Genomic DNA, 20890 nt, shown 5'->3' with positions numbered 1-20890 from the left:
GGCTCACCTCGTCACGACACGGTCCGCCCCCGCCCGGTCCAGCAGCCGCTCGAACGCCTCCGGCGCGGTGGTCTCCTGACCGAGCCGCACCGTCTTGTTCGTGCCGTGGTAGTCGCTGGAGCCGGTGATGACCAGGTCCAGTTCGGTCGCCAGCGCCCTGAGCTCCGCCCTGGTGGGGGCGTCGTGGTCCGGGTGGTCGACCTCCAGGCCGGCCAGGCCGCGGCCGGCCAGCTCGACGATCACCTCCGGGGTGACCACCGGCCCCCTCGACCGGGCGAACGGGTGGGCCAGCACGGTCACCCCACCGGCCTGGTGGATCATCTCGACGGCCCGGCGCACCGGAGTGTCGGTGCGACCGAGGTAGTACGGGCCGCCCGTTGCCAGGTACCTGGCGAACGCCTCGTCCACAGTGGACACCACACCGGCGCGGACCAGCGCCCGCGCCAGGTGGGGCCGGCCGGCGGTCGCCTCGGCGGGCAGCCCGGCCATCAGCTCGTCGGCGTCGACCGGGAACCCGTCGCCCGCCATCCGCGCCGCCATCGTCCGCAGCCGCTCCCGGCGCTCCAGCCGCAGTCGGGTCTGCTCCTCGACGACGGCCGGCGAGTCGGGGTCGAACAGATAGGCCAGCAGGTGGACGGTGGCCTCGCCGCCCCGCCCGTCGGGGGAGACGCAGGACAGCTCCGCGCCGGGCACCAGGCGCAGTCCGGGCGGCAGCGCGGCGGTGGCGGCGGCCCAGCCGGAGGTGGTGTCGTGGTCGGTCAGCGCGACGACGTCGAGGCCGGCGGCCGCGGCCGCGAGCACGAGTTCGGCGGGGGTGTCCGTGCCGTCGGAGGCGGTGGAGTGGGCGTGCAGGTCGATGCGCACGCCCACCAGTGTGAAGGATCTCCCGTCAGCCGGCCGGGTGGCACCGGACCTCGGCCCCGGTCACCCGGCGGCCGGACGTGTTCGGGCAGTCCTGCCCGAACGGACGCGCCCGGGCGGACGAAGGCCCCGACGGCGTCGCCGTCGGGGCCCGTCCGCTCACATGCTGACCTTGCCGGGCATCGCCCGTTTGGCCTTGGTCATGGTGAACCGCTCGGCCTGCTTCTTCTTGTCGCCGAACACCAGTTCGGAGATCGCGTCGTAGACCTCCTCCGGGTTCGGCAGGTACTCGATGCGGTTCAACGCCTGGATCTGACCGGCCGACTCCACGACCAGGGTGCCGAAGCCGCACATGCGGCCCACCACGCTCCGCTCGTAGGTCAGGTCGGTGACCTTGGTGACCGGCATCATCGCGACCTTGGTGGTGAACACCCCTGATGTGATCATGAAGCGCTTGTCGGTGACGACGATGCGCTCCACCCACCACTCGATCACGAAGTACGCGAACCTCAGCACGACGAACAACGCGGCGTACCAGATGAGGTTCTGCAGGATCCAGGCCCCCTGGGGCAGCAGGTAGGAGATCATCACGGCGCCGGCCAGCAGGGCCACCGCCTCGAAGATGTCCCACAACAGGCACGCCCAGTGGCGCCGCACCCGGATCACCCGCCGCTCGGTGTCGAGCAGGTACTCGTCCGGATCGCGGGGCGCGAACACGGCCTATGCCCTTCGCCCGCGGCTCAGAACAGCGACCGCACGAACGTGATCAACGCCTCCGCCGCCTCCTTGAGGGTGCGGAGAATCCCGTTGACCAGGTCCGCGGACTGTGTCGGTTGGGTGACCAGGAAGAAGAGCAGAAGGGCGATCCCGGCCCACGTGAGGATCTTCTTCAGGTTCACGATGACCCACCCCGTCCCTTACCTGCGCCCACGACTGGGCACCTGCGTGATCCGTTGTACCGCACTCGACCGCCGGACGGCAGGGGTGTACCGCACTTGGGTCAGCGCGTGGCCCGGCCCCGTCACCCGGATTACGCTCCGTGGCCATGACGGGGAGTGAACACTGGATCATACGGTGCGTCGGGGCGCTCGTCCACGACACGGATGGCCGGTTGCTGCTCGTGCGACGGGGGAACGAACCGGGACGGGGACTGTGGTCCGTGCCGGGCGGCCGGGTCGAGCCGGGCGAGTCGGACGCCGAGGCGGTGGTCAGGGAGGTTCGGGAGGAGACCGGGCTCTCGGTCGCGGTCGGTCCGGTTGTCGGCAGCGTACGCCGCCCGGCCCCCGCCGGGACATACCTGATCGTCGACTACGCCGCGGCGGTCGTCGGCGGCGAACTCCGGGCGGGCGACGACGCCCTCGACGTCCGATGGACCGACAGTGTGATCTTCGATGCACTCGATCGGGGTGGTGCGCTCACCGAGGGTCTCGCCGCCACCCTGCGCGGGTGGGGCCAGCTCCCCCGGACCGAGCGACGCTGACCCGTCGGCCCCGCGACGCCACCGCCCGTCCGCCGCCCGAAGATCACACGAGCGAGTGAGCACCGGTCGAGTCGCGGGTGGCGCCGGGAAAGCCGGCGCGGAAACACCCTTTCCCGGCGGCGAGGAACCGCATCGGAACCGTTCGCGTTCTCGGCGGCCCGGGCGCGGGACGACGCACCCCGACTGAATCTCCACAGTGGACAGTGATACCCGGCCGCCGAATCGGGGAACCCCCGCGACGAGCACACGGACTTTCGCGAACAAGACGAACACGGAAAACAAGTCGTGAACAGCTCACGTGAGCGTCACCGCGCCGTCTCGCAGCGTCACGGCCAACCGCGGAACACAACACTCGCCGGAGGTCGGCGCAAACGCGAGAACCGGGGCGCGACAACGTCGCGGCCCCGGTCGCGTCGCCCCGCCGAATCCCGTCAGGACTTCGGCTCGGGACGACCCGGCTGCTCTCCGCCCCGGCTTTCGCCGTAGCTGCGCCTGGGAACCATCACCTTGCGGCGGAACACACAGACGACCGTGCCGTCCTGCTTGTAGCCCCGGGTCTCCACGTGCACGACACCCCGGTCGTCCTTGGACTTCGACGGCGTCTTGTCCAGAACCTCCGTCTCGCCGTAAACGGTGTCGCCGTGGAAGGTCGGCGCGATGTGCCGGAGCGACTCGACCTCCAGGTTGGCGATCGCCTTGCCGGACACGTCGGGCACGGACATTCCGAGCAGGAGGGAGTACACGTAGTTGCCCACAACGACGTTCCTGCCGAAGTCGGTGGTCTTCTCGGCGTAGTTGGCGTCCATGTGGAGCGGGTGGTGGTTCATGGTGAGCAGGCAGAACAGGTGGTCGTCGTACTCGGTGACCGTCTTGCCGGGCCAGTGCTTGTAGACGGCCCCGACCTCGAACTCCTCGAAGTAACGCCCGAACCGCACCGCTGCCTCCCGCGAATGTGATGGGAACCCCGTCGCCCGGGGACGACAGTCTGAACCCGGCGGGAGTACCCTCGACAACTGGTCTGTGAGCCACTCCACCCCATCGGGGGTCCGGCACAAGGAGGTGAGGAACGCGATGAGTAGTGCTGATACCGCGCTTCCGTGCAGTACCAACCGCGTCCTCGCCGGAGGGGCCTGGCTCGCCAGCTAGGCCCCCGCGATTCCGGCCGGGACGCCTCCCGTCAGCGCTGGGGCACCGGCTCCGGCGCGTCGTTCGACCAACGACGTGAGCGCTTGGAGGCCGTGATGCCGTCGCTGTCCAACCTTGGCCTGCGTGGTCGCACCACACGCAACGGACGCCCCATTCCCCCGATCCGGGTCCCTCTTTCGGCCTATGTGGTCGACTGCGGGGTGTACCTGGACGGTCGCCGGCTCCCCGGCCGGTTCACCCACGCCGAGGCCGTGCGCACGGTCCGCGAACGCGGCGAGGGATTCGTCTGGATCGGCCTGCACGAGCCGGACGAGGAGCAGATCAAGGGCATCGCCGAGACCTTCGGCCTGCACGAGCTGGCCGTCGAGGACGCCGTGCACGCCCACCAGCGCCCCAAGCTGGAGCGCTACGACGACGTGCTGTTCATGGTGCTCAAGACGGTCAGCTACGCCGGGCACGAGGACCCGACGACCGCCAGCGAGCTGGTGGAGACCGGCGAGATCATGGTGTTCGTCGGCAAGGACTTCCTGGTGACGGTGCGGCACGGCCGCCACTCCGGGCTGCGGCGCCTGCGCCAGCAGCTGGAGGAGGACCCGGAGCAGCTCGCGCTGGGGCCGGCCGCGGTGCTGCACGCGATCGCCGACCAGGTCGTCGACACCTACCTGGAGGTCACCAACCAGGTGGACGAGGACGTCGAGCGCGCCGAGACCGACGTCTTCGCCCAGCGCAGCCACCTGTCGATGGACCAGCTCTACATGCTCAAGCGCGAGGTGCTGGAGTTCCGGCGCGCCGTGCAGCCGCTGGCGCAGCCGTTGCGCCGGCTCGCCGAGGGCTACACCCCGCTCATCCCCGCCGAGGTCCGGTCGTACTTCCGCAACGTCGAGGACCACCTGACGTCCGTCGCCGAGAAGGTCAACGGGTTCAACGAGTTGCTGGACGCGTTGTTGGACGCCGCCGCCGCGAAGATCAACCTGCGGGCGAACACCGACATGCGCAAGATCACCGCCTGGGCCGCGATCATCTCGGTGCCCACCATGGTCGCCGGCATCTACGGCATGAACTTCGACTACATGCCCGAGACGAAGATGAAGTACGCCTACCCGGTCGTCGTCAGCATCATCGTCCTGGCCTGCGTAACGCTCTACCGGATTTTCCGACGGAACAAGTGGTTGTAGCCCAGCCCGGCCGTCGCTCTCTCCACCCCACTCGCCCAGCACGACGGGAGGTCGTTCGACGTGGCACGCCTGCTCACCAACCTGCGCTTCTGGGTCATGACCGCGCTCATCGCGTGGGTCTCCACCGTCTTCTACCTGATCCACAACCAGCCCTGACCCCGCCCCGTCGCGTTCGGACTGTCCTTGCGCCACAAGGACAGTCCGAAGGCGACGGGGAGATCCGACCGGACGAGACGTCCACAGTGGACGGTGGAGTGCCGTCGCGTGCTCAGCGGCGGCGCGCCACCGCCCGCCCCACCGCGTGCGCCACGCCCGCCACGAGCGGGAAGGCCGCCACGCCCACCGCTCCGCCGGCGCCGCCCCGGCGGAGCACGCCCGCCTGCCGGAGTTTCCGCCACGCCCACAGGGAAAACGGCGCGACCACGGTGGGCGCGGTGAGCAGTCCGGGCGTGTACCGGCGCAACAGCACGGCCTGGGCGACGTGGGTCAGCGAGTGCCAGCCGAAGGCGGCGAGCGCGGTCTGGTACCACGCGGAGCGGCCGCCGGTGCGCGCTCCGTCGGCGGCGGCGCTCGCGAACACCAGGGCCACCAGGCCGATCGCCACCCGCGCCTGCGTCGGCGAGACGTCCACCAGCGACCACACGCGGTCCGGCACCCCCGGGTAGCGCCGCCGCAGTTCGGGCCCGTTCCGGCGGGACCACCCGGCCATCGTCAGCAGCTCCTCGGCGTCGTGAACCACCCACGCCGCGAACAGGCCCCAGGTGGCGGCTTTCGGCACCGTCGTCTCGGACACGCCCACCTCCGCTTAACGTTACATTATGGAATGTAATTGATCGCGTACCCTACCGGCATGGCGACCGGCAGGCGAGGGCGACCGCGCAGCACGGCGGTGGACTGGGCCGTGGAACAGGCGACGCTGGACCTGCTCGCCAGCGCCGGCTACCACGGGCTGACCATCGAGGCGGTGGCCGCGCGCGCCGGGGTCGGCCGGCCGACCGTCTACCGGCGCTGGCCGACCAAGGACGACCTGGTGGTCGACGTGCTGAGCCGGGCGGTGCCGGTCATGGCCGACCCGGACACCGGCGACGCCCTCCGCGACCTGGAGGTCCTCGCCGCCGGCGTGCTGGAGCGGCTCGTCGCGGCGGGCGTCGGGCCGGTGGTGCTGGCCGTGCTCGGCGCGGCGATCGACCGGCCGGAGCTGGCCAGCCGGCTGGCGGAGCGCTACCTGTCGCCCCGGCTCGGCGTGCTCAGCGAGGTGATCACGCGCGGTGTGCGGGCCGGGCAGATCCGGGACGACCTCGACGTCGAGGTCGTCCGGGACCTGGTGCTCGGCCCGCTCGTCTACCGGGTGCTGCTCACCGGCCGGGTGTGGAACCGCGAGGAGCGGACGGCGGCGATGGCCGCCGTGCGGCTCGCGATCGCCGCGCCCGGCGCGGCCGCTCCCGCCCCGCCGGTCACAGGTCCTCCTCGTCGTCGCCGACCCGCCAGCTCACCGAGCTGATGCCCGGCTCCAGCGACAGCCGGCTCACCGCCTGCTCCAGCTGACCCGAGCCCTGGCCCTGGCCGTTGAGCCGGGCGGTCACCGCCACCTTCCCGGTGTTGTTGATGTCCTCGCTGTCCAGGGCGCACAGCGCGAACCCGCCCGCCGTGAGCGACTGCACCACCAGCGCCCTGATGTGCGCCTCGTCGGCGTCCCGGCAGACCGCGCGGAACCGGTAGCTCCTCGGCCCCTCGTCCCGCTCGACCTCGCGCCGGTCCACCCGCCGGGCCATCGACCGCAGCACCACGTTGGCGAGCACGATCGCCGCAGCCCCGAGCGCGGCCACCAGGAAGTGCCCGCCGCCGGCCATCACGCCGACGCCCGCGGTGCCCCAGACCGTCGCCGCGGTGTTGATGCCCCGCAGGTTCCCCCGGTCCCGGATGATCACACCGGCGCCGAGGAAGCCGACCCCGGACACCACGTAGGACGCGATCCGCGTCGGGCTGTTGTCCTCCGGGGTGAGCACGCTGAACAGCACGAACAGCGCCGCGCCGATGGAGACCAGCGCGTTGGTCCGCAGTCCGGCCATCCGCGACCGCCACTGCCGTTCCAGTCCCACTCCCGCGCCGAGCAGCAACGCGACGCCGAGTCGGGCCGGAACCTCCCACCAGGCAAGCGTTCCCATCTCACCCCTCCGATCGCTCGTCCCGGGCGCCGGCCACCCCGGCCGGCACCCCGGGTCCCACCGCGTCGCGGTCGTTCGGCGCACCCCGGCAGCCGTGGTCGGGCGTGGCTCCGGGTCCGGTCTTCTCTCGGCGCACGCGGCCGGGAGGCCGTGTGGTGTCCCAGACTCCGCTTCCTCGGCGGGGAGCGCCTGTCAGCGCTTGCCGGGACATGGCGCGCCGGAGCGGTGGGTGTCCCGCGACGCGTCAGAACACCCACAGTGGACAGTGGAAACAGGTCGCCGAAATCGGTGGCGGCGACACCGCTCGCTCAGGTCCCGGATTCGCCGGGGACGCCACACGTGCCTTCCGCGTCCGCCGACCGCGATCCGCGACGGGGTTCCCGGGGCTCTCCGGTTCGTTCCCGCAGAATGGCAGCGTCGGGCGAACGCCCGGAAACGGCGCGGGAACCGCCGCGCCGCGCGTGGGCGACCTCAGCGCAAACTACTCGGGGGATCGCCGAGATTCATCGCGATCACCTCCCGAGTCGCCGTGCGAGTCCTCGGCGAGGCTAGCGCCGGGCCTGTGTCGCGGGCGTGAGGAGGGAGGCTCCCGGCCACTCCGGTCGGCTGGCCGCTCCGGTCAGCACCGGGTCAGTTCCACACCTGCTCGTTCCAGGTGAACGGGATGCCGTGCCCGCCGCCGCTGCCCAGGTGCAGCGAGAGCCCGGCGGGCCACAGCCGCAGCAGCAGGTCGAACCGGTACGGCCCGCCCTCGCTGTTCGGCACCCGGCGGGGTTCGTACACCAGCAACGCCAGGGGCGCGTCCGGGGTGGCCTGCGCCGCGGCCTCGGCCAACACGGAGCGTCCCCGAGCCCGGTCACCCGGTGGGACGTACTGCCACACCACCGAGTGCCACACCACGGTGAGCACGCCGGACTGCCGCTGGGTGAGCCGCCGGCTCAGCCAGTCGGGGCCGCTCGCCCGCTCCACCAGCACCGGGTCCTCGGCGGCCAGCCGCATCGCGGCCTGCGCCCGCCGCCACCGGTCGAGCTGGTCCGGCCAGACGAAGCTGGACAGGTGCAGCCGGCCGTCCTCGGTGCTGACGTCCACCGGATGGGTGTCACAGCCGGCGCGCTCGACCACCTGGAGCGGCTGGCCCAGGTCGGCGGGCGGCAGCCCGGTCCACTGCGCGTCCAGCCGCAGCGGGCTGTCCGGGTCGCCGAGCACGTCCCCGTTCCCCAGCCGCACAGCCACCCGGTCGGGGCGCAGGTTCAGCCCGCCGCTCGCGCCGATCTCCCACAGCCGGACCGGGAAAGCCCCGCTCCGGCCGACCTCCCGCGCGGCCCGCTGCGCGGCCACCAGCAGCCCGCCGAGCATCGGGGCCATGCGCCCCGGCTCGTTGGTCTGCACGACCGTGGCCCGCACCCGCCGGCGCAGTTCGTCCAGGTGCTCGCGCAGGACGGGTTCGGCGTCCGCCCACAGCTCGTCCGCGCGGAGCCGGCCGCCGACGTTCGGGTAGTGCCGCGCCAGGTCCGGCGCGCGCCCCTCCAACACCAGGCGGTGCACGGCTCCGGCGAAGCGCAGGCCCGGCACGGAGCCCTGGCGGTCCCGCTCCGCGCCCGCCATCACCTCGGCGCTGACCCCGCCGGCGTCCAGGTCGTCGGCGGCCGCGGACAACAGCGCGTGCGTGAGCGGACTGCCGGTGGGGCCTCCGTTGGCCCGGCAACCCTCCGCCTGCGCGCGGAACATCTGCGAGAGTTCGCTGAGCGCGGTGAGCACGAATCGACGCTAACCCGGAGCGGACGCGTCCCAACACCCCCTGAGCGACGGAACTACGCCGTGAGATCGCTTACCTGGCTCAGCGACCACGCTCCGCGAGGGCTTTTCCGCACAACAACACCAAACGTCACAGAAATCCGGTTTCTCCGCACGGACAACACTCGTCGGTGGGGTCGCGCCGCCGCCGAGGCGTCGCCGGGTTGGCACGCTCCCGCGCCCGGCGACGCCGCCGGCCCGCTAGTGTTCGACGACCCAGTGGTCGTTGGCGTGCCGCACCTGGAACCGCAGCGACGGGCACTGGTAGGCGTCCGGGTCCGGCCGCGGCGGGACGATCGGCGACTCGGCCGGGCTGGCGGCGGCCCAGCTCCCGCCCTTGCGCAGCTTGATGTCGCTGCTCTCGAAGGGTTTGCCGACCGAGGCGGGGCAGTAGTGGCCCTCGCCCGTGGCCGGGTCCACCGTGGAGTAGATCTCGAAGACGTCCCAGCCGTACGCGGCGTCGGTCCGGTCACGTCCGGAACTGGTGAAGAAGACGTCCCATTTCTTGGTGGCGTAGTTGTGCAGATATGCGGTCCACGTGTTGTTCGCCGCGTTTGTCCGAACGTTCTGGACCGTATAGGCCCGGTGCCCGTTCACCGTCGTCGTGTAGGTGTCGAGGAAATCGCTGTCCACATTGACCTGTTTGGCGAGGTTCCCGGTGCGACACCAGTCCCACGCCCAGACCTGCGGGCCGAAGTGGCGGGAGTAGGAGGTCACGACCTCCACGCACGAGTCGTTGCCCGGCTTCGACGTCGGCGCGTAGAGGAAGTCCTCCTGGTGCGAGATCCGCAGGTCCTGGTGCACCGAGTGGGTGGCCACCATGCCGTCGCCCGCCCCGGCGTCGGGCGGCATCACGCCCCAGAAGTTGTGCGTCCGGTCCGACGCCGCGCCATTGCCGGCCGTGCCCCTGCCGGCCGTGCCCCTGCCGGCCGTGCCGCGCGGGCCGCCGGTCCGGCGCAACTCCCGGAACCCGGCCACGGCCGGGCCGGCCGCCCGTTCCGCCGCCGCGCCCTCGACGCCCGGCACCACGCCGCCCACCGGGGCGTGCGGGTCGGGGGTCCCGGACGCCGACCCCGCCGCTGACCCGGTCGCCGGTCGGGGTGTCGGCTCCCCCGCCGCCGGCAGGCCGGCCGCCACCCCGGACAGCAACACCGCGGCGGCCAGGACGGCCGCCCGTCGCGTCGTGCGCCGCATCGCAACTCCCTCGTCGCTCGTGCTGGTCGTCGCGGCGGCGGGGCAGGACCGCGTGGGTCCGGCCACCCGCATCCCAGCCTGTCCACGCCGTCGCCGCAGGTCAATGCGGCAAACGTGGTGCCGGACGCGGCCGGACAGCCGCACCGGCCGAGCGGTTCCGGCCGTACCCTCGGCGCTGTGCCCAGGGTGCTGGCGGTGGCCGACGAGGTCGTCGAGCGGCTCTGGACCGAGCAGGTCCGGCGGCTCGGCGTCGACCTGGTGCTCGCCGCGGGCGACCTGCCGTTCGAGTACCTGGAGTACCTGGTCGGCACGCTGGACCGGCCGTGCGTGTTCGTGCCGGGCAACCACGACCCCGACCTGAGCGGCTACCGCGCCGCGCGGGGCCTGTGGACCAGGGCCGGGATGCCGGCGCGGTGGCCGGGGCCGGCGGGCGCGGTCAACGCGGACGGGCGGGTGGTGGACGTCGCCGGGCTGCGGATCGCGGGCCTGGGCGGCTCGCTCCGCTACGGCGACGGGCCGAACCAGTGGACCGAGCGGCAGCAGGCCGGGCGGGCGCGGCGGCTGGTCCGGCGGGCGGCGTGGCGGCGGCTGCGGGACGGCCGAGGGGTCGACGTGCTGCTCACCCACTCCCCGCCGCGCGGGTGTGGCGATGGCGACGACCTGCCGCACCGGGGTTTCGAGTGCCTGCACGACGCGGTACGCGGGTTGCGGCCGCGCGTGCTCGTGCACGGACACGTCCACCCGTACGGCCGACCGACGCCGGACCGCGCCGACCACGGCGCGCTGGTGCTGAACGTCGTCGGCCACCGGGTGCTGGAGATCGCCTCGGGCGAGGAGGTGGCGGATGCCCCGTGACACCGGTTTTCCGCGCGCCGACGCGGAGAACGACTTCCTGCGGGCCCGACGCCGGCAGGTGCTGTCCCGGCTGGCGGCCTGGCTGCGCAGGGAGCCCGACGACGTCAACATCATGTTGCCGTTCGACGAGGTGGTCGGCGCGCTGGGCAGGGCGGGCGAGCGGCGGCTGGGGCTCCAGGTGATCCGGCTGGACACGATCGTCGGCAGCGTCGACCGCACCAGGGACTTCGACCGGCGGTTCCGGCCCACCTCGGCCAGGGTGCGCGAGCGGTGGCAGCGGCTGGCCCTGGCGACCCGGCGGGGCGAGCCGGTCCCGCCGATCGACGTCTACCGCGTGGGCGAGCTGCACTTCGTCCAGGACGGGCACCACCGGGTCTCGGTGGCGCACGCGTTGGGCCTGCGGACGATCGAGGCGCGCGTGACCGAGGTGCTGACCCGCATCGACCCGCACGGCATCCGCTTCCGCGGCGACCTGATCGTCAAGGACTACCGGCGGATCTTCCTGGAGCGGGTGCCGCTGCCCGGCGCGGCGCGGGCGGCCGTGGTGGTCGGCGACCCGTGGGACTACGCCGAGTTGGGCGAGGCCGTGGAGGCGTGGGGGTTCCGGCTGATGCAGGACGAGGGGGTCCTGCTCGACCGCGCGACGGTGGCCCGCCGGTGGTACGCCGAGGAGTACCTGCCGGTGGTGCGCATGCTGACGCAGGCCGACCTGGTGGGTCGGCGCACGGACGCCGAGGCGTACCTCTGGGTGATCGGCGAGCGCTACCGGCTGATCCGCACCCACCGCTGGGACGACGAGATCATCAACGCGCTGCGGGTCGGCGCACGACGATGACCGGTCGGGCTCAGTGCGGCGGCCGGGACTCGGGCGGCAACGGCTTGGCGCTGTCCATGATCCGCTGGGCGTGCGCGTCGAGCAGCCGGGTGCTCACCTGCTGGCCGTAGCCCAGGACCACGGCCCACAGCAGCAGCGCCGGCCGCGAGTGCGGGCTCACCGCGTCGCCCACCACCTCGGCGCCCAGCGCCAGCAGGCCCAGCAGCGCCAGGGTCGCGCCCAGCAGGATCTTGATCAGCGCCTGGTAGCCGGACAGCCGGTAGGTGGTCAGCGTGGGCCGTTGTCGGGCCAGCATCACGACCACGGCGACGGCCGCGCCGAGCACGCCGAGCAGCTGGACCAGCCAGACGTCCGGCGCGCTGGGCGAGCCGACCCGGCCGGGGCAGATCAGCTCGGTGGACGGCACGCACAGCGGCAGCAGGCCGGGCCAGAGCGTGCCCAGCACCCCGACGAGCATGTTCAGCAGCCCGAGCGCGAGGCCGGCCAGCAGGAGCTTGTTGCGCAGCGCGCGGACCGCGTTGTGCGCGTCGTCCGAGGCGTCGAAGGTCGCGCGCAGCGCGGCCTCCACCACCGGCCGGACGGAGACCACCGGCGCCTCGGCCAGGTTCAGCTCGTCCATCGCGCGCCGGCGCATGTCCTCCGCCGGCAGGTGCTTGGCGACCCGCTGCCGCAGGTCGACCAGCCGGCCCGCGAGGTCGGGGCTGGCCGCCAGCAGCCGGGCCTCGGCGTCGTGCAGCGCCCGCCAGCTCCGTTCGATGTGCCACCCCGACCACCACGCGCCCAGCCGGCGGCGGCCGCGGGTGGCGGCCGCCTGGTCCAGGGTGCGGCGGACGACGTCCAGCGCGCCGGAGACCGCGAGGTCGGTGCCGCCCTGCTTGGTGTGCTCCGCCGCGAGGACCCGCAACCGGTCCTCCACGGCCAGCCGCCAGTCGGTGGTGCTGCGGCTGCGCCCCCGCGCCCTGGCCTGCTTCTCCCCGGACACCCCGCTGCCGAGGGGCGTCTTGACGACGATCTCGGGCTCCACGCGGGGTTCGGGGACCGGCTCGGGCGTGACGGGAACCGGGACCGTGCTGCTGGGCACGTCGACTACCCCCTGACGGCCGCCTCTGTCGGGTCCCGCCGATGATCGCACCCCGGGCAACCCCGGACAGCCCGTTCCGGCAACTCCGCCCCCGCCGCGCACGCCCGCCGTTCCGGCAGCGCACGGCGCGTGTGGCCGGTCCGGGCCCGCGCGCCGGCCGGACGCGACGCGCCGACCCAAGATCACCCAGAAGGGTTGTCTTTCGCCGCGCAACGAGGTTCGGCGCACGCGCGACGGCCCCGCGGGCGGGTGCGCGCGGGGCCGTCGCGGTCGTGTGGGTCGTCGCGGCCGTGCGAGTCGTCCGGGGCCGTCCGGGCTCAGTCTCCGGAGTACGTCAGGTTGCGCCCGCTGCTCGGGTCGAACAACTGCACCTTGTCCGGGTCGAACCAGACCTCGACCGGCTCGCCCTCCCTGGCCCCCGAGGCGGCGGAGAGCCGGGTGACCAGGCTCCCGGCCCCGGACGAGGACAGGTCGGCGATGCCCACGTCGGCCGCGAGCTCCTCCAGCTCCGCCGACCGCGCCCGCTCCCCGCCCAGCGAGAAGTAGGCGTACTTGTCCGAGCCCATCGACTCCAGCACGTCCACCTGGGCGCGGTGGACCACGCCGGCCGCCCGCGCGTGCTCCTCGACCAGCGCGGCGTCCTCGAAGTGCTCCGGCCGCACCCCCATGATCACCTCACGCGGGGCCTTCGCCTCGGTCAGCAGCCGGCGGACGCGGTCGGTCAGCGGGATGTCGCCGAGCGGGCCGCGCAGGACCCCCTCCTCCACCCCCGCCGGCACGAAGTTCATCGACGGGGAGCCGATGAAACCGGCGACGAACAGGTTGGCCGGGTGGTCGTAGAGGAACTGCGGCGAGCCGACCTGCTGCACCACGCCCGCGCGCATCACGACGACCCGGTCCCCCAGCGTCATCGCCTCGGTCTGGTCGTGCGTCACGTACACCGTGGTGGTGCCGAGCTTCTTCTGCAGCCGGGACACCTCGGTGCGCATCTGCACCCGCAGCTTGGCGTCCAAGTTGGACAGTGGTTCGTCCATCAGGAACGCCTTGGGGTTGCGCACGATCGCCCGCCCCATCGCCACCCGCTGCCGCTGGCCGCCGGAGAGGTTGGCCGGCCGGCGGTCGAGGTGCTGGGTCAGGTCGAGCACCCGCGCCGCCTCCTCCACCTTGCGGCGCACCGTCTCCTTGTCCACCTTGGCCAGTCGCAGCGGGAAGGCCATGTTCTCCCGCACGGTCATGTGCGGGTAGAGCGCGTAGGACTGGAACACCATGGCGATGTCCCGGTCCTTGGGCGCGCGCTCGTTCATCCGCTGGCCGCCGATGCGCAGCTCGCCGGAGGTGATGTCCTCCAGGCCGGCGATCATGTTCAGCGTCGTGGACTTCCCGCAGCCCGACGGCCCGACCAGGATGACGAACTCGCCGTCGGCGATCTCCACGTCGACGTCGCGGACGGCCACCGCGCCGTCCGGGTACCGCTTGGACACCTTGTCCAGGACGATCTCGGCCATGCCCCGTCCTCACCTCATCCCTTGACCGCGCCGGACGTCAGGCCCGCGACGATGCGACGCTGGAAGAACAACACGAACACGATGATCGGCACGCTGATCACCACCGCGGCGGCGCAGGTCGTCCCGGTCGGGTCCTCGAACTGCGAGCTGCCGGAGAAGAACGACATCGCCGCCGGCACCGTCCGGGACCGCTCGGTGGAGGTCAGGGAGAGCGCGAACAGGAAGTCGTTCCAGCAGAAGATGAACACCAGGATCGCGGTGGTGAACACCCCGGGCGCGGCCAGCGGCGCGATCACCTTCAGGAACGCCTGCGCCGGGGTGGCGCCGTCCATCTTCGCCGCCTTCTCCAGCTCCCACGGGATCTCCCGGAAGAACGCCGACAACGTGTAGATCGCCAGCGGCAGCGCGAAGGTGATGTAGGGCAGGATCAGGCCCGGCCAGGTGTCGAACAGCCCCAGCCCCCGCTCCATCTCGAACAGCGGGGACACCAGCGACACCTGCGGGAACATCGCGATCAGCAACGAGACGCCGACGAGCGCCCGCTTGCCGGGGAAGTCCAGGCGGGCGATGGCGTAGGCCGCCATCGTGCCGAGCACCACCGCGATCGTCGTGGAGATCAACGCGATGCCGACCGAGTTCACGAGCGCGCGGACGAAGTCCGACGTGCCGAAGATGGCCCGGTAGTTCTCCAGCGTCCACTCGCGCGGGAGCAGCCGGCCGTCGGTGATCGTCTCCTTGGTCTTGAAGGACAGGGAGACGATCCACAGCACCGGCAGCAGCGCGTAGACCACGACGACGGCGTTGACGAACCACCACTTCGCCCTGCGGCGGGCCTCGGGGGACATCCGCCGGTCGGGGACCTCCAGCACCATCAGCGCCTCCCCTCCTTCTCACTGCCGGGCGCCGCCGTGCCGAAGACCTTCACGAACACGAACGCGATCGCCGCCACCGCGAGGAAGATCAGCACCGACATGGTCGCCCCGATGCCCAGGTTCAACCCCCGGATCAGGTTGTTGAAGGTCAGCATCGACACCGACGAGGTGCCCTGCGACCCCGCCGTGAGCACGAAGACGTTGTCGAAGATGCGGAACGCGTCGAGGGTGCGGAACAGCAGGGCGACCAGGATCGCCGGCCGCATCACCGGGACGATCACCTTGGTGAACCGCTGCCACGCGCTCGCGCCGTCCATCGCGGCGGCCCGCAACAGCTCGCTCGGCACGAGCGCGAGCCCGGCCATCAGCAGCAGGGCCATGAACGGCGTGGTCTTCCAGACCTCGGCCAACACGATGATCGCCAGGGCCGAGGCGCGCTCGGTCAGCGGAGCGCCCTCCGGGGAGAACAGCCGCGCCAGGTAGCCCACGTCCTGGCTCCACGCGTACCGCCAGCTGAACGCGGCCACCACCGTGACGATGCCGTAGGGCACGAGCGTGACCGTCCGCACCAGACCCCGGCCGACGAACGCCCAGTGCATCACCAGCGCCAGCGCCATGCCGAGCACCAGCTCGATCACCACCGACAGCACGGTGATCAGCGACGTGACGCCGAACGCCTGCCACCAGTAGGAGTTCGTCAGCACCGTGGCGTAGTTGGCCAGCCCGACGAACTCGCGCTGGTTGGGGAACCTCAGGTCGTAGCGCTGGAGGGACAGCCAGACCGAGTACAGGATCGGCCAGCCCGTCACCGCCACCATCACGATCGCGGCCGGCGCGCAGAGCAGCCAGCCGAGCCGGCGCTCCGCGCGCTTGCCCTCGCTGAGCGCGCGCCGCCCCGGTCGCTTCGTCGCCTCGTTCGCCATCGCCGGCGGTGCGGTGGCGCTCACGGCAGCACCCCCTTGGACTCGATGGCGTCCTGCAACTCCTTGCGCAGCCGGTCGGCCGTCGCCTTCGGATCGATCGCCGAGGGCGGGGAGAGCACTGTGGACAGCACCGTGGACACGTTCTGGTAGGCGGGCGTCATCGGGCGCAACGCCGGGTTCCGCAGCTGCTCGCGGATCACGTCGCGCATCGGGTACGCCTCGGCCATCTCCGGCTCGTCGTAGACCGAGGCGAGGGTCGGCGGCAGGCCGTCCTTGACCGCCTGGAACTTCTGGTTCGCCGCGTCGCGCAGGCACAGCACCGCGTCGAACGCCTCGTCCGGGTGCCGCGAGTAGGAGCTGACGGTGTAGTTCGCGCCGCCGATCGTGGCCTTGCCCGGCTTGCCGGGCTCCACCCCGGGCAGCGGGGCCCACTTCATGTTCCGGAAGACCTGCGGGTTGCCCGCCCGGGTCGCCGGGTGCACGAACGGCCAGTTGACCTGGAAGGCCGCGTTGCCGCTCTGGAAGCCCAACCGGACGTCGTCCTCCCGCTGGTTGGTCAGCGACGGGCTGGTCACCCCCGAGCGCGCGAGGTCCCTGAGCGTCTCCAGCGCCCGGACCGCGCCGTCGTCGAGCACCGCCCGGCTGCCGTCCTCGGACAGGATGTGCCCGTCCAGCGCGCCCACCATGTTGCTGTAGTTGACGACCAGGCCCTCGTACTGCGCCCCGGTCAGCAGGACCGTGCCCGGCTTGCCCCGCTGTTGCAGCTCCTGGGCGGTCCTGATCACCTCCTGCCAGGTCGTCGGCGGTTCCTCGACCAGGTCGGAGCGGTACCAGAGCAGCTGCACGTTGCTGTTCTTGGCCGCGGCGTAGGTCCTGCCCCGCCAGCGGGTCGAGGCCAGCGGCCCGGGCAGCACGTCCCGCTCCGCCTCCTCCTTGTGCCGGCCCGTCCACTCCCGGATCCAGCCGGCCTCGGCGAACTCCGGCGTCCAGGTGATGTCGAGGTTGAGCACGTCCATGTCGGTGTCGCCGGCGGCGAGCCGCCGCACCATCTGCTCCCGCTGGCCGTCGGCGCCGCGGGGCAGCGTGGTGAGGGCGATCCGGTACCGCCCACCGGCCCGCTGGTTGCAGGTCTCGACGACCTTGCTCAGGTTCTCCTCGGGCGGGTTGTACAGGTTGACGACGATCCCGTCGTCGGTGGCGGCCCCGCAGGCCGCCAGGGCTGGCGCGACGAGCAACGCGGCCCCCAACAACACGGCCGCCCTCCGCCCCCCGCGCGTGGGGCGCCCCATGGCCTCCTCCTTCCACCGGGTGGCGCGGAGGCCGTCGGGCAGCGTGCGGCCGGCCCGGACGACGCTCGCGCGAACCGGCACGTCATCGTGCGCCGTGGACGTGGCGGGCCCTCTGGTGTGACGGCGCACACGTCACCCGCCAGTGGCCCGAACCTAGGCGGCTTGATCAGCTCCCGCAACCGGTTCCGACAACGATCACGCCACGCGCCGTCGCGATCCGGTCACGACGCGCGGCGGACGGGTGGCGGACGGGACCGGCCCGCCGCGGGTCAGTCGGCGGTTCCACCCTCGGACGGGGGACGCATGGCCAGCCTGGCGAGCATGTCGCGCCCGCGCTCGGCGTTCCTCGGCTGGCAGAGCACGTCGTAGCGGCCGGCGACGAGCTGGCTGGCCGAGCTGAAGTCACGCACACCACGAGCGGACGCGTACCCCGCCGCGGCGAAGACGATGCCGAACACGACACCGGTCACCAGGCCGACCAGGATCGGCCCGAAGGCCGGGCCGGGACCGGAGCTGAACAGGCTGAGCAGCACGCCGACGAACAGGCCGAACCACGCGCCGGAGGCGGCGCCGGTGCCGAGGACGCGGCCCCAGGTGAGCCGGCCGGTGACCCGCTCGACCAGCATCAGGTCGACGCCGACGATCGTCACGTCCTGCACGGGGAAGTCGTTGTCGGCGAGGTGGTCGACCGCCCGCTGCGCCTCCTCGTACCGGGAGTAGGAGCCGATCGGCCAGCCCGAGGGCGGCGTCGGCAGGCGCGGCGGACCACCCGACGGGCGGTCCGGGCCGGAGAACGGGCTCGACACTTCCATCACCTCCGCGGCAACTGCCCCCATCCTGCCAACGATCTCCCCCGGGGGCAGGCCCAATTCGCGGAGGAATGACCCGGCGTGTCGGTTTCGACCCGGCCGCGGCGGGTGGTTTCCCCGGTGGGGTGACCACTAACCGCGACCGTGTTCGGTCAATCAAATGCCGGGTGACGGGTCGCGACGCGCCGGCGCGGGCGCGGTTCTCCCGCGCCCGCGCCGTGCGTTCCGGTCCGGTCGGGGGACGGGCCGGAGATCGGTTCACCGGGCCCAGTCAGCGGTGTTCCGGCAGCGGTGTTCCGGCAACGGGGTCAGCCCCGCTGGCGGTACTCCCGGAGCAGCCCCCTGCTGATGATCATCTTCTGGATCTCGCTGGTGCCCTCGCCGATGAGCAGGAACGGCGCCTCGCGCATGAGCCGCTCGATCTCGTACTCCTTGGAGTAGCCGTAGCCGCCGTGGATGCGGAACGCGTCCTGCGTCACCTCCGCGCAGTACTCGGACGCGATCAGCTTGGCCATGCCGGCCTCGACGTCGTTGCGCTGGCCGGAGTCCTTGAGCCGGGCGGCGTTGACCATCATCAGGTGCGCGGCCTCGACCTTGGTGGCCATCTCCGCCAACTTGAACGCCACGGCCTGGTGCTCGGCGATCGCCTTGCCGAAGGTCCTCCGCTGCTGGGCGTAGGCCACGGCCAGCTCGAACGCGCGGATCGCGATGCCGCAGGCGCGGGCCGCGACGTTGACCCGGCCCACCTCGACGCCGTCCATCATGTGCCGGAAGCCGCGCCCGGGGACGCCGCCGAGGACCTGGTCGGCGCGCACGCGGTGGCCGTCGAGCACCAGCTCGGTGGTGTCGACGCCCTTGTACCCCATCTTGGGGAGCTTGCCGGGCACCGTGAGGCCCGGCGCGACCTCGCCGTAGCCCTCGGGCTTCTCCACCAGGAAGGTCGTCAGGTTCTCGTGCGGCTTCTCCGCGCCCTCGTCGGTGCGCACCAGCAGCGCGACCAGGTTGGACGTGCCGCCGTTGGTGAGCCACATCTTCTGGCCGTCGATGACGTAGTCGTCGCCGTCGCGCCGCGCCCGCGTCTTGATCGCCGCGACGTCGGAGCCGAGGTCCGGCTCGGACATCGAGAACGCGCCCCGCACCTCGCCGGTGGCCATGCGCGGCAGGAAGTGCCGGCGCTGCTCCTCGGTGCCGTGCCGGGAGATCATGTACGCGGTGATGAAGTGGGTGTTGATCACACCGGAGACGCTCATCCAGCCGCGCGCGATCTCCTCCACCACGAGCGCGTAGGTGAGCAACGACTCGCCGAGGCCGCCGTGCTCCTCGGGGATGGTGAGGCCGAACAGCCCCATCTCCTTCATGCCCTCGACGATGTCGGCGGGATAGGCGTCCTCGTGCTCCAGCGCCTGGGCGTGCGGGATGACCTCCTTCTCGACGAAGTCGCGGACCGTCGAGAGGATCTCCTGCTGGACGTCGGTGAGACCGGCGGTCTGGGCGAGCCGAGCCATGCGCGCTCCCCTTTCGTCATGTCGCGGACCGGGGAGGCACCGCCCCGGCGCGGAGGTTACCGGCGAGTATCGAGCCTGCCCCAGCCAGACGGAAGGCCCTGCCCCAGGTGCGGCGCAGCTCACGCCCAACCGGGCCACCGCCCCCTTCCCCCCGTGCTCGGGTCACTCCGACTCGGCTCCCCCGTGGCCCGCGACTCACCGCGCGAGCCGTGCAACCCCCAGAGGCGCCCGACCCGTATACGGGGGAGATCCGAAAGAGGGGCGTGCGTTGATGGATGATTTACCCACTTTCACCCGGCTCGCCCGCGAGCGCGCAGCGGCTTGGCGACGTCTGGCGTTCCTGATGTGCGGAGGCGACTGGGCGAGAGCCGAGGACATCGTCCAGGTGGCACTCGTGCGTCTCTACAAGCAGTGGCGCCGCATCCGGGTCGACACCGTCGACGCCTACATGCACACCGTCATCTCCCGGCTGGCCATTGACGAGTCGCGGCGCGCCTACCGCCACACCGAAGTTCTGGGCGAACCTCCCGATTCTGCCCGTGTCACGTCGACACCGGACGACACGCTGGATGTGCGAGCCGCGCTACGACAAGTGCCACAGCGCCAGAGAGCGGTACTGGTGTTGCGGTTCTACAGCGACCTGACGGTCGCAGAGACCGCGAAAACACTCGGAGTGACCGAGGGAACGGTGAAGTCGCAGACCGCGCGCGGCCTGGAGGCGCTCCGGTCGTTCCTGTCCGACAGCTCCGGCCGCATGTCGAACGAGGAAGACGAGGTAACCACCCCATGACTCTCGACAAGCAGTTCTTCACACGCGCACTCGGCGACGACGAGCCGCCGCTGAACCTGGACTTCGACAAGATCGAGGCGGCCGGCAGGCGTTCGGCGCGCCGAGCGAAACTGTTTCCCCTGGCCGCCGCCGCTGTGGTGGTCGCGGTCGCGGTGGCCGGTGTCACCTTCACCATGGCGCGGGGCCTTCCCTCGTCCGGCCAGATCACGCCGGCCCACCCGGGAGGAACCCAGAGCGCCCCGAAGGCCCCGATATGGACCGAAGCCCCCACCGTTCGCGACCCGGCCTACTGCTACAAGTCCGCGGACCTCACCAGCAAGGAAATCAACCAGCACGTGCCGACGAGTATCAGTGGAAGAACGGAAACCGGACGAGGAGACACCGCCGCCCATATCGTGGAACTGTGCCGCATCGCTTGGCGGGACAACATCTACGAATGGCGCCCAGCGAAACCAGCCGGCGAGGCCCACGACGTGCCCGATCTGGTCGCCTGCGTGCTGTCCTCCCGCTCCGAGGACGTCGAGAGCGGTGCCGTGGGAGTCTTTCCCGGCGACGAGCAGACCTGCGCGGACCTCGGACTGGCCGTGGCACGCCTCTAGCCGACCGAGGGG

22 protein-coding genes are annotated in these 20890 nt (G+C 71.9%); 7 read left to right on the top strand and 15 right to left on the bottom strand.

Annotated elements, in window-relative coordinates:
* Positions 1-3: 3 nt before the first annotated feature.
* The 3 genes from BUE43_RS23950 to BUE43_RS34790 form a co-directional block, all read right to left on the bottom strand.
* Entirely contained in the window at positions 4-864 is an 861-nt protein-coding gene (locus tag BUE43_RS23950; RefSeq protein ID WP_234995883.1) for a PHP domain-containing protein, read from the bottom strand.
* 156 nt (positions 865-1020) lie between these two features.
* Positions 1021-1578, bottom strand: coding sequence for a PH domain-containing protein (locus BUE43_RS23945; RefSeq protein WP_073487144.1), 558 nt, complete (start codon positions 1576-1578; stop codon positions 1021-1023).
* Between the two features lie 23 nt (positions 1579-1601).
* A complete protein-coding gene (locus tag BUE43_RS34790) occupies positions 1602-1760 on the bottom strand; it encodes a hypothetical protein (RefSeq protein ID WP_200797657.1) in 159 nt (52 codons plus the stop codon).
* 146 nt (positions 1761-1906) lie between these two features.
* Here BUE43_RS34790 and BUE43_RS23940 point away from each other — a divergent pair, with 146 nt between their 5' ends.
* Positions 1907-2341 (top strand): NUDIX hydrolase, encoded by a 435-nt coding sequence (locus tag BUE43_RS23940; RefSeq protein ID WP_073487469.1) that lies wholly within the window; start codon positions 1907-1909, stop codon positions 2339-2341.
* Between the two features lie 431 nt (positions 2342-2772).
* Here the strand turns inward: BUE43_RS23940 and BUE43_RS23935 are convergent, their stop codons facing one another.
* Entirely contained in the window at positions 2773-3276 is a 504-nt protein-coding gene (locus BUE43_RS23935; protein WP_073487142.1) for a MaoC family dehydratase, read from the bottom strand.
* Positions 3277-3582: 306 nt separating this feature from the next.
* Between BUE43_RS23935 and corA the strand changes: the two genes are divergently transcribed.
* Positions 3583-4662 carry a magnesium/cobalt transporter CorA gene (corA, locus tag BUE43_RS23930; protein ID WP_073487467.1) on the top strand — a complete coding sequence of 360 codons (1080 nt, stop codon included), beginning with the start codon at positions 3583-3585 and terminating at the stop codon, positions 4660-4662.
* A 268-nt stretch (positions 4663-4930) separates the two neighbouring features.
* Here the strand turns inward: corA and BUE43_RS23925 are convergent, their stop codons facing one another.
* On the bottom strand, positions 4931-5455 hold the full coding sequence (locus BUE43_RS23925; protein ID WP_083960115.1) for an HXXEE domain-containing protein: 525 nt from the start codon (positions 5453-5455) through the stop codon (positions 4931-4933).
* 57 nt (positions 5456-5512) lie between these two features.
* Between BUE43_RS23925 and BUE43_RS23920 the strand changes: the two genes are divergently transcribed.
* Positions 5513-6163, top strand: coding sequence for a TetR/AcrR family transcriptional regulator (locus tag BUE43_RS23920; RefSeq protein WP_073487140.1), 651 nt, complete (start codon positions 5513-5515; stop codon positions 6161-6163).
* Here the strand turns inward: BUE43_RS23920 and BUE43_RS23915 are convergent.
* The 3 genes from BUE43_RS23915 to BUE43_RS23905 form a co-directional block, all read right to left on the bottom strand.
* The gene (locus BUE43_RS23915) at positions 6117-6827 is read right to left on the bottom strand and encodes an MgtC/SapB family protein (RefSeq protein ID WP_073487137.1); all 711 of its coding nucleotides are present in this window, start codon (positions 6825-6827) and stop codon (positions 6117-6119) included. The two genes, BUE43_RS23920 and BUE43_RS23915, sit on opposite strands and share 47 nt — an antisense overlap.
* A gap of 630 nt (positions 6828-7457) precedes the next feature.
* Entirely contained in the window at positions 7458-8585 is a 1128-nt protein-coding gene (locus BUE43_RS23910) for a DUF2332 domain-containing protein (RefSeq protein WP_234995882.1), read from the bottom strand.
* Between the two features lie 237 nt (positions 8586-8822).
* Positions 8823-9815: a hypothetical protein gene (locus BUE43_RS23905; RefSeq protein ID WP_073487135.1), complete on the bottom strand. Its 993-nt coding sequence runs from the start codon at positions 9813-9815 to the stop codon at positions 8823-8825.
* A gap of 177 nt (positions 9816-9992) precedes the next feature.
* On the opposite strand from BUE43_RS23905, the gene BUE43_RS23900 reads away from it, so the two are divergent.
* Together BUE43_RS23900 and BUE43_RS23895 are read left to right on the top strand one after the other, a co-directional pair.
* Entirely contained in the window at positions 9993-10670 is a 678-nt protein-coding gene (locus BUE43_RS23900) for a metallophosphoesterase family protein (protein ID WP_073487461.1), read from the top strand.
* A complete protein-coding gene (locus BUE43_RS23895; RefSeq protein WP_073487132.1) occupies positions 10660-11505 on the top strand; it encodes a ParB N-terminal domain-containing protein in 846 nt (281 codons plus the stop codon). The genes BUE43_RS23900 and BUE43_RS23895 overlap by 11 nt, the downstream gene beginning before the upstream one ends.
* A 10-nt stretch (positions 11506-11515) precedes the next feature.
* Here the strand turns inward: BUE43_RS23895 and BUE43_RS23890 are convergent, their stop codons facing one another.
* The 7 genes from BUE43_RS23890 to BUE43_RS23860 all read right to left on the bottom strand — a co-directional run bounded on the left by BUE43_RS23890 (position 11516) and on the right by BUE43_RS23860 (position 19489).
* A complete protein-coding gene (locus BUE43_RS23890; protein WP_234995881.1) occupies positions 11516-12586 on the bottom strand; it encodes a hypothetical protein in 1071 nt (356 codons plus the stop codon).
* Positions 12587-12903: 317 nt separating this feature from the next.
* Positions 12904-14091 (bottom strand): ABC transporter ATP-binding protein, encoded by a 1188-nt coding sequence (locus BUE43_RS23885; RefSeq protein WP_073487129.1) that lies wholly within the window; start codon positions 14089-14091, stop codon positions 12904-12906.
* A gap of 14 nt (positions 14092-14105) precedes the next feature.
* Positions 14106-14936 carry a carbohydrate ABC transporter permease gene (locus BUE43_RS23880; protein WP_073487457.1) on the bottom strand — a complete coding sequence of 277 codons (831 nt, stop codon included), beginning with the start codon at positions 14934-14936 and terminating at the stop codon, positions 14106-14108.
* Between the two features lie 26 nt (positions 14937-14962).
* Complete coding sequence (locus BUE43_RS23875) at positions 14963-15886, bottom strand: carbohydrate ABC transporter permease (protein WP_073487455.1); 924 nt, start codon at positions 15884-15886, stop codon at positions 14963-14965.
* 20 nt (positions 15887-15906) lie between these two features.
* Positions 15907-17175 carry an ABC transporter substrate-binding protein gene (locus tag BUE43_RS23870; protein ID WP_073487453.1) on the bottom strand — a complete coding sequence of 423 codons (1269 nt, stop codon included), beginning with the start codon at positions 17173-17175 and terminating at the stop codon, positions 15907-15909.
* Between the two features lie 269 nt (positions 17176-17444).
* Entirely contained in the window at positions 17445-17987 is a 543-nt protein-coding gene (locus BUE43_RS23865; RefSeq protein ID WP_073487127.1) for a general stress protein, read from the bottom strand.
* A 305-nt stretch (positions 17988-18292) separates the two neighbouring features.
* Positions 18293-19489 carry an acyl-CoA dehydrogenase family protein gene (locus tag BUE43_RS23860; RefSeq protein ID WP_073487124.1) on the bottom strand — a complete coding sequence of 399 codons (1197 nt, stop codon included), beginning with the start codon at positions 19487-19489 and terminating at the stop codon, positions 18293-18295.
* A gap of 271 nt (positions 19490-19760) precedes the next feature.
* On the opposite strand from BUE43_RS23860, the gene BUE43_RS23855 reads away from it, so the two are divergent.
* Together BUE43_RS23855 and BUE43_RS23850 are read left to right on the top strand one after the other, a co-directional pair.
* Positions 19761-20279 (top strand): RNA polymerase sigma factor, encoded by a 519-nt coding sequence (locus tag BUE43_RS23855; protein ID WP_073487122.1) that lies wholly within the window; start codon positions 19761-19763, stop codon positions 20277-20279.
* The gene (locus tag BUE43_RS23850; RefSeq protein WP_073487120.1) at positions 20276-20878 is read left to right on the top strand and encodes a hypothetical protein; all 603 of its coding nucleotides are present in this window, start codon (positions 20276-20278) and stop codon (positions 20876-20878) included. Before BUE43_RS23855 ends, BUE43_RS23850 begins: the two co-directional genes overlap by 4 nt.
* The last annotated feature ends 12 nt before the right edge of the window (positions 20879-20890 follow it).

The sequence above is a fragment of the Streptoalloteichus hindustanus genome (assembly GCF_900129375.1).
Taxonomy (GTDB): Bacteria; Actinomycetota; Actinomycetes; order Mycobacteriales; family Pseudonocardiaceae; genus Streptoalloteichus; species Streptoalloteichus hindustanus.
The sequence above is the reverse complement of the archived record's forward strand: the minus strand, read 5'-3'. Positions and strand labels throughout refer to the sequence as shown.

What these genes read in the sequence shown, in the direction of transcription:
- BUE43_RS23940 (WP_073487469.1), top strand. Translation starts at nt 1,907, where the DNA reads ATGACGGGGAGTGAACACTGGATCATACGGTGCGTCGGGGCGCTCGTC.
- corA (WP_073487467.1), top strand. Translation starts at nt 3,583, where the DNA reads ATGCCGTCGCTGTCCAACCTTGGCCTGCGTGGTCGCACCACACGCAAC.
- BUE43_RS23920 (WP_073487140.1), top strand. Translation starts at nt 5,513, where the DNA reads ATGGCGACCGGCAGGCGAGGGCGACCGCGCAGCACGGCGGTGGACTGG.
- BUE43_RS23915 (WP_073487137.1), bottom strand. Translation starts at nt 6,827, where the DNA reads ATGGGAACGCTTGCCTGGTGGGAGGTTCCGGCCCGACTCGGCGTCGCG.
- BUE43_RS23905 (WP_073487135.1), bottom strand. Translation starts at nt 9,815, where the DNA reads ATGCGGCGCACGACGCGACGGGCGGCCGTCCTGGCCGCCGCGGTGTTG.
- BUE43_RS23895 (WP_073487132.1), top strand. Translation starts at nt 10,660, where the DNA reads ATGCCCCGTGACACCGGTTTTCCGCGCGCCGACGCGGAGAACGACTTC.
- BUE43_RS23885 (WP_073487129.1), bottom strand. Translation starts at nt 14,091, where the DNA reads ATGGCCGAGATCGTCCTGGACAAGGTGTCCAAGCGGTACCCGGACGGC.
- BUE43_RS23880 (WP_073487457.1), bottom strand. Translation starts at nt 14,936, where the DNA reads ATGTCCCCCGAGGCCCGCCGCAGGGCGAAGTGGTGGTTCGTCAACGCC.
- BUE43_RS23875 (WP_073487455.1), bottom strand. Translation starts at nt 15,886, where the DNA reads ATGGCGAACGAGGCGACGAAGCGACCGGGGCGGCGCGCGCTCAGCGAG.
- BUE43_RS23870 (WP_073487453.1), bottom strand. Translation starts at nt 17,175, where the DNA reads ATGGGGCGCCCCACGCGCGGGGGGCGGAGGGCGGCCGTGTTGTTGGGG.
- BUE43_RS23865 (WP_073487127.1), bottom strand. Translation starts at nt 17,987, where the DNA reads ATGGAAGTGTCGAGCCCGTTCTCCGGCCCGGACCGCCCGTCGGGTGGT.
- BUE43_RS23860 (WP_073487124.1), bottom strand. Translation starts at nt 19,489, where the DNA reads ATGGCTCGGCTCGCCCAGACCGCCGGTCTCACCGACGTCCAGCAGGAG.
- BUE43_RS23855 (WP_073487122.1), top strand. Translation starts at nt 19,761, where the DNA reads ATGGATGATTTACCCACTTTCACCCGGCTCGCCCGCGAGCGCGCAGCG.
- BUE43_RS23850 (WP_073487120.1), top strand. Translation starts at nt 20,276, where the DNA reads ATGACTCTCGACAAGCAGTTCTTCACACGCGCACTCGGCGACGACGAG.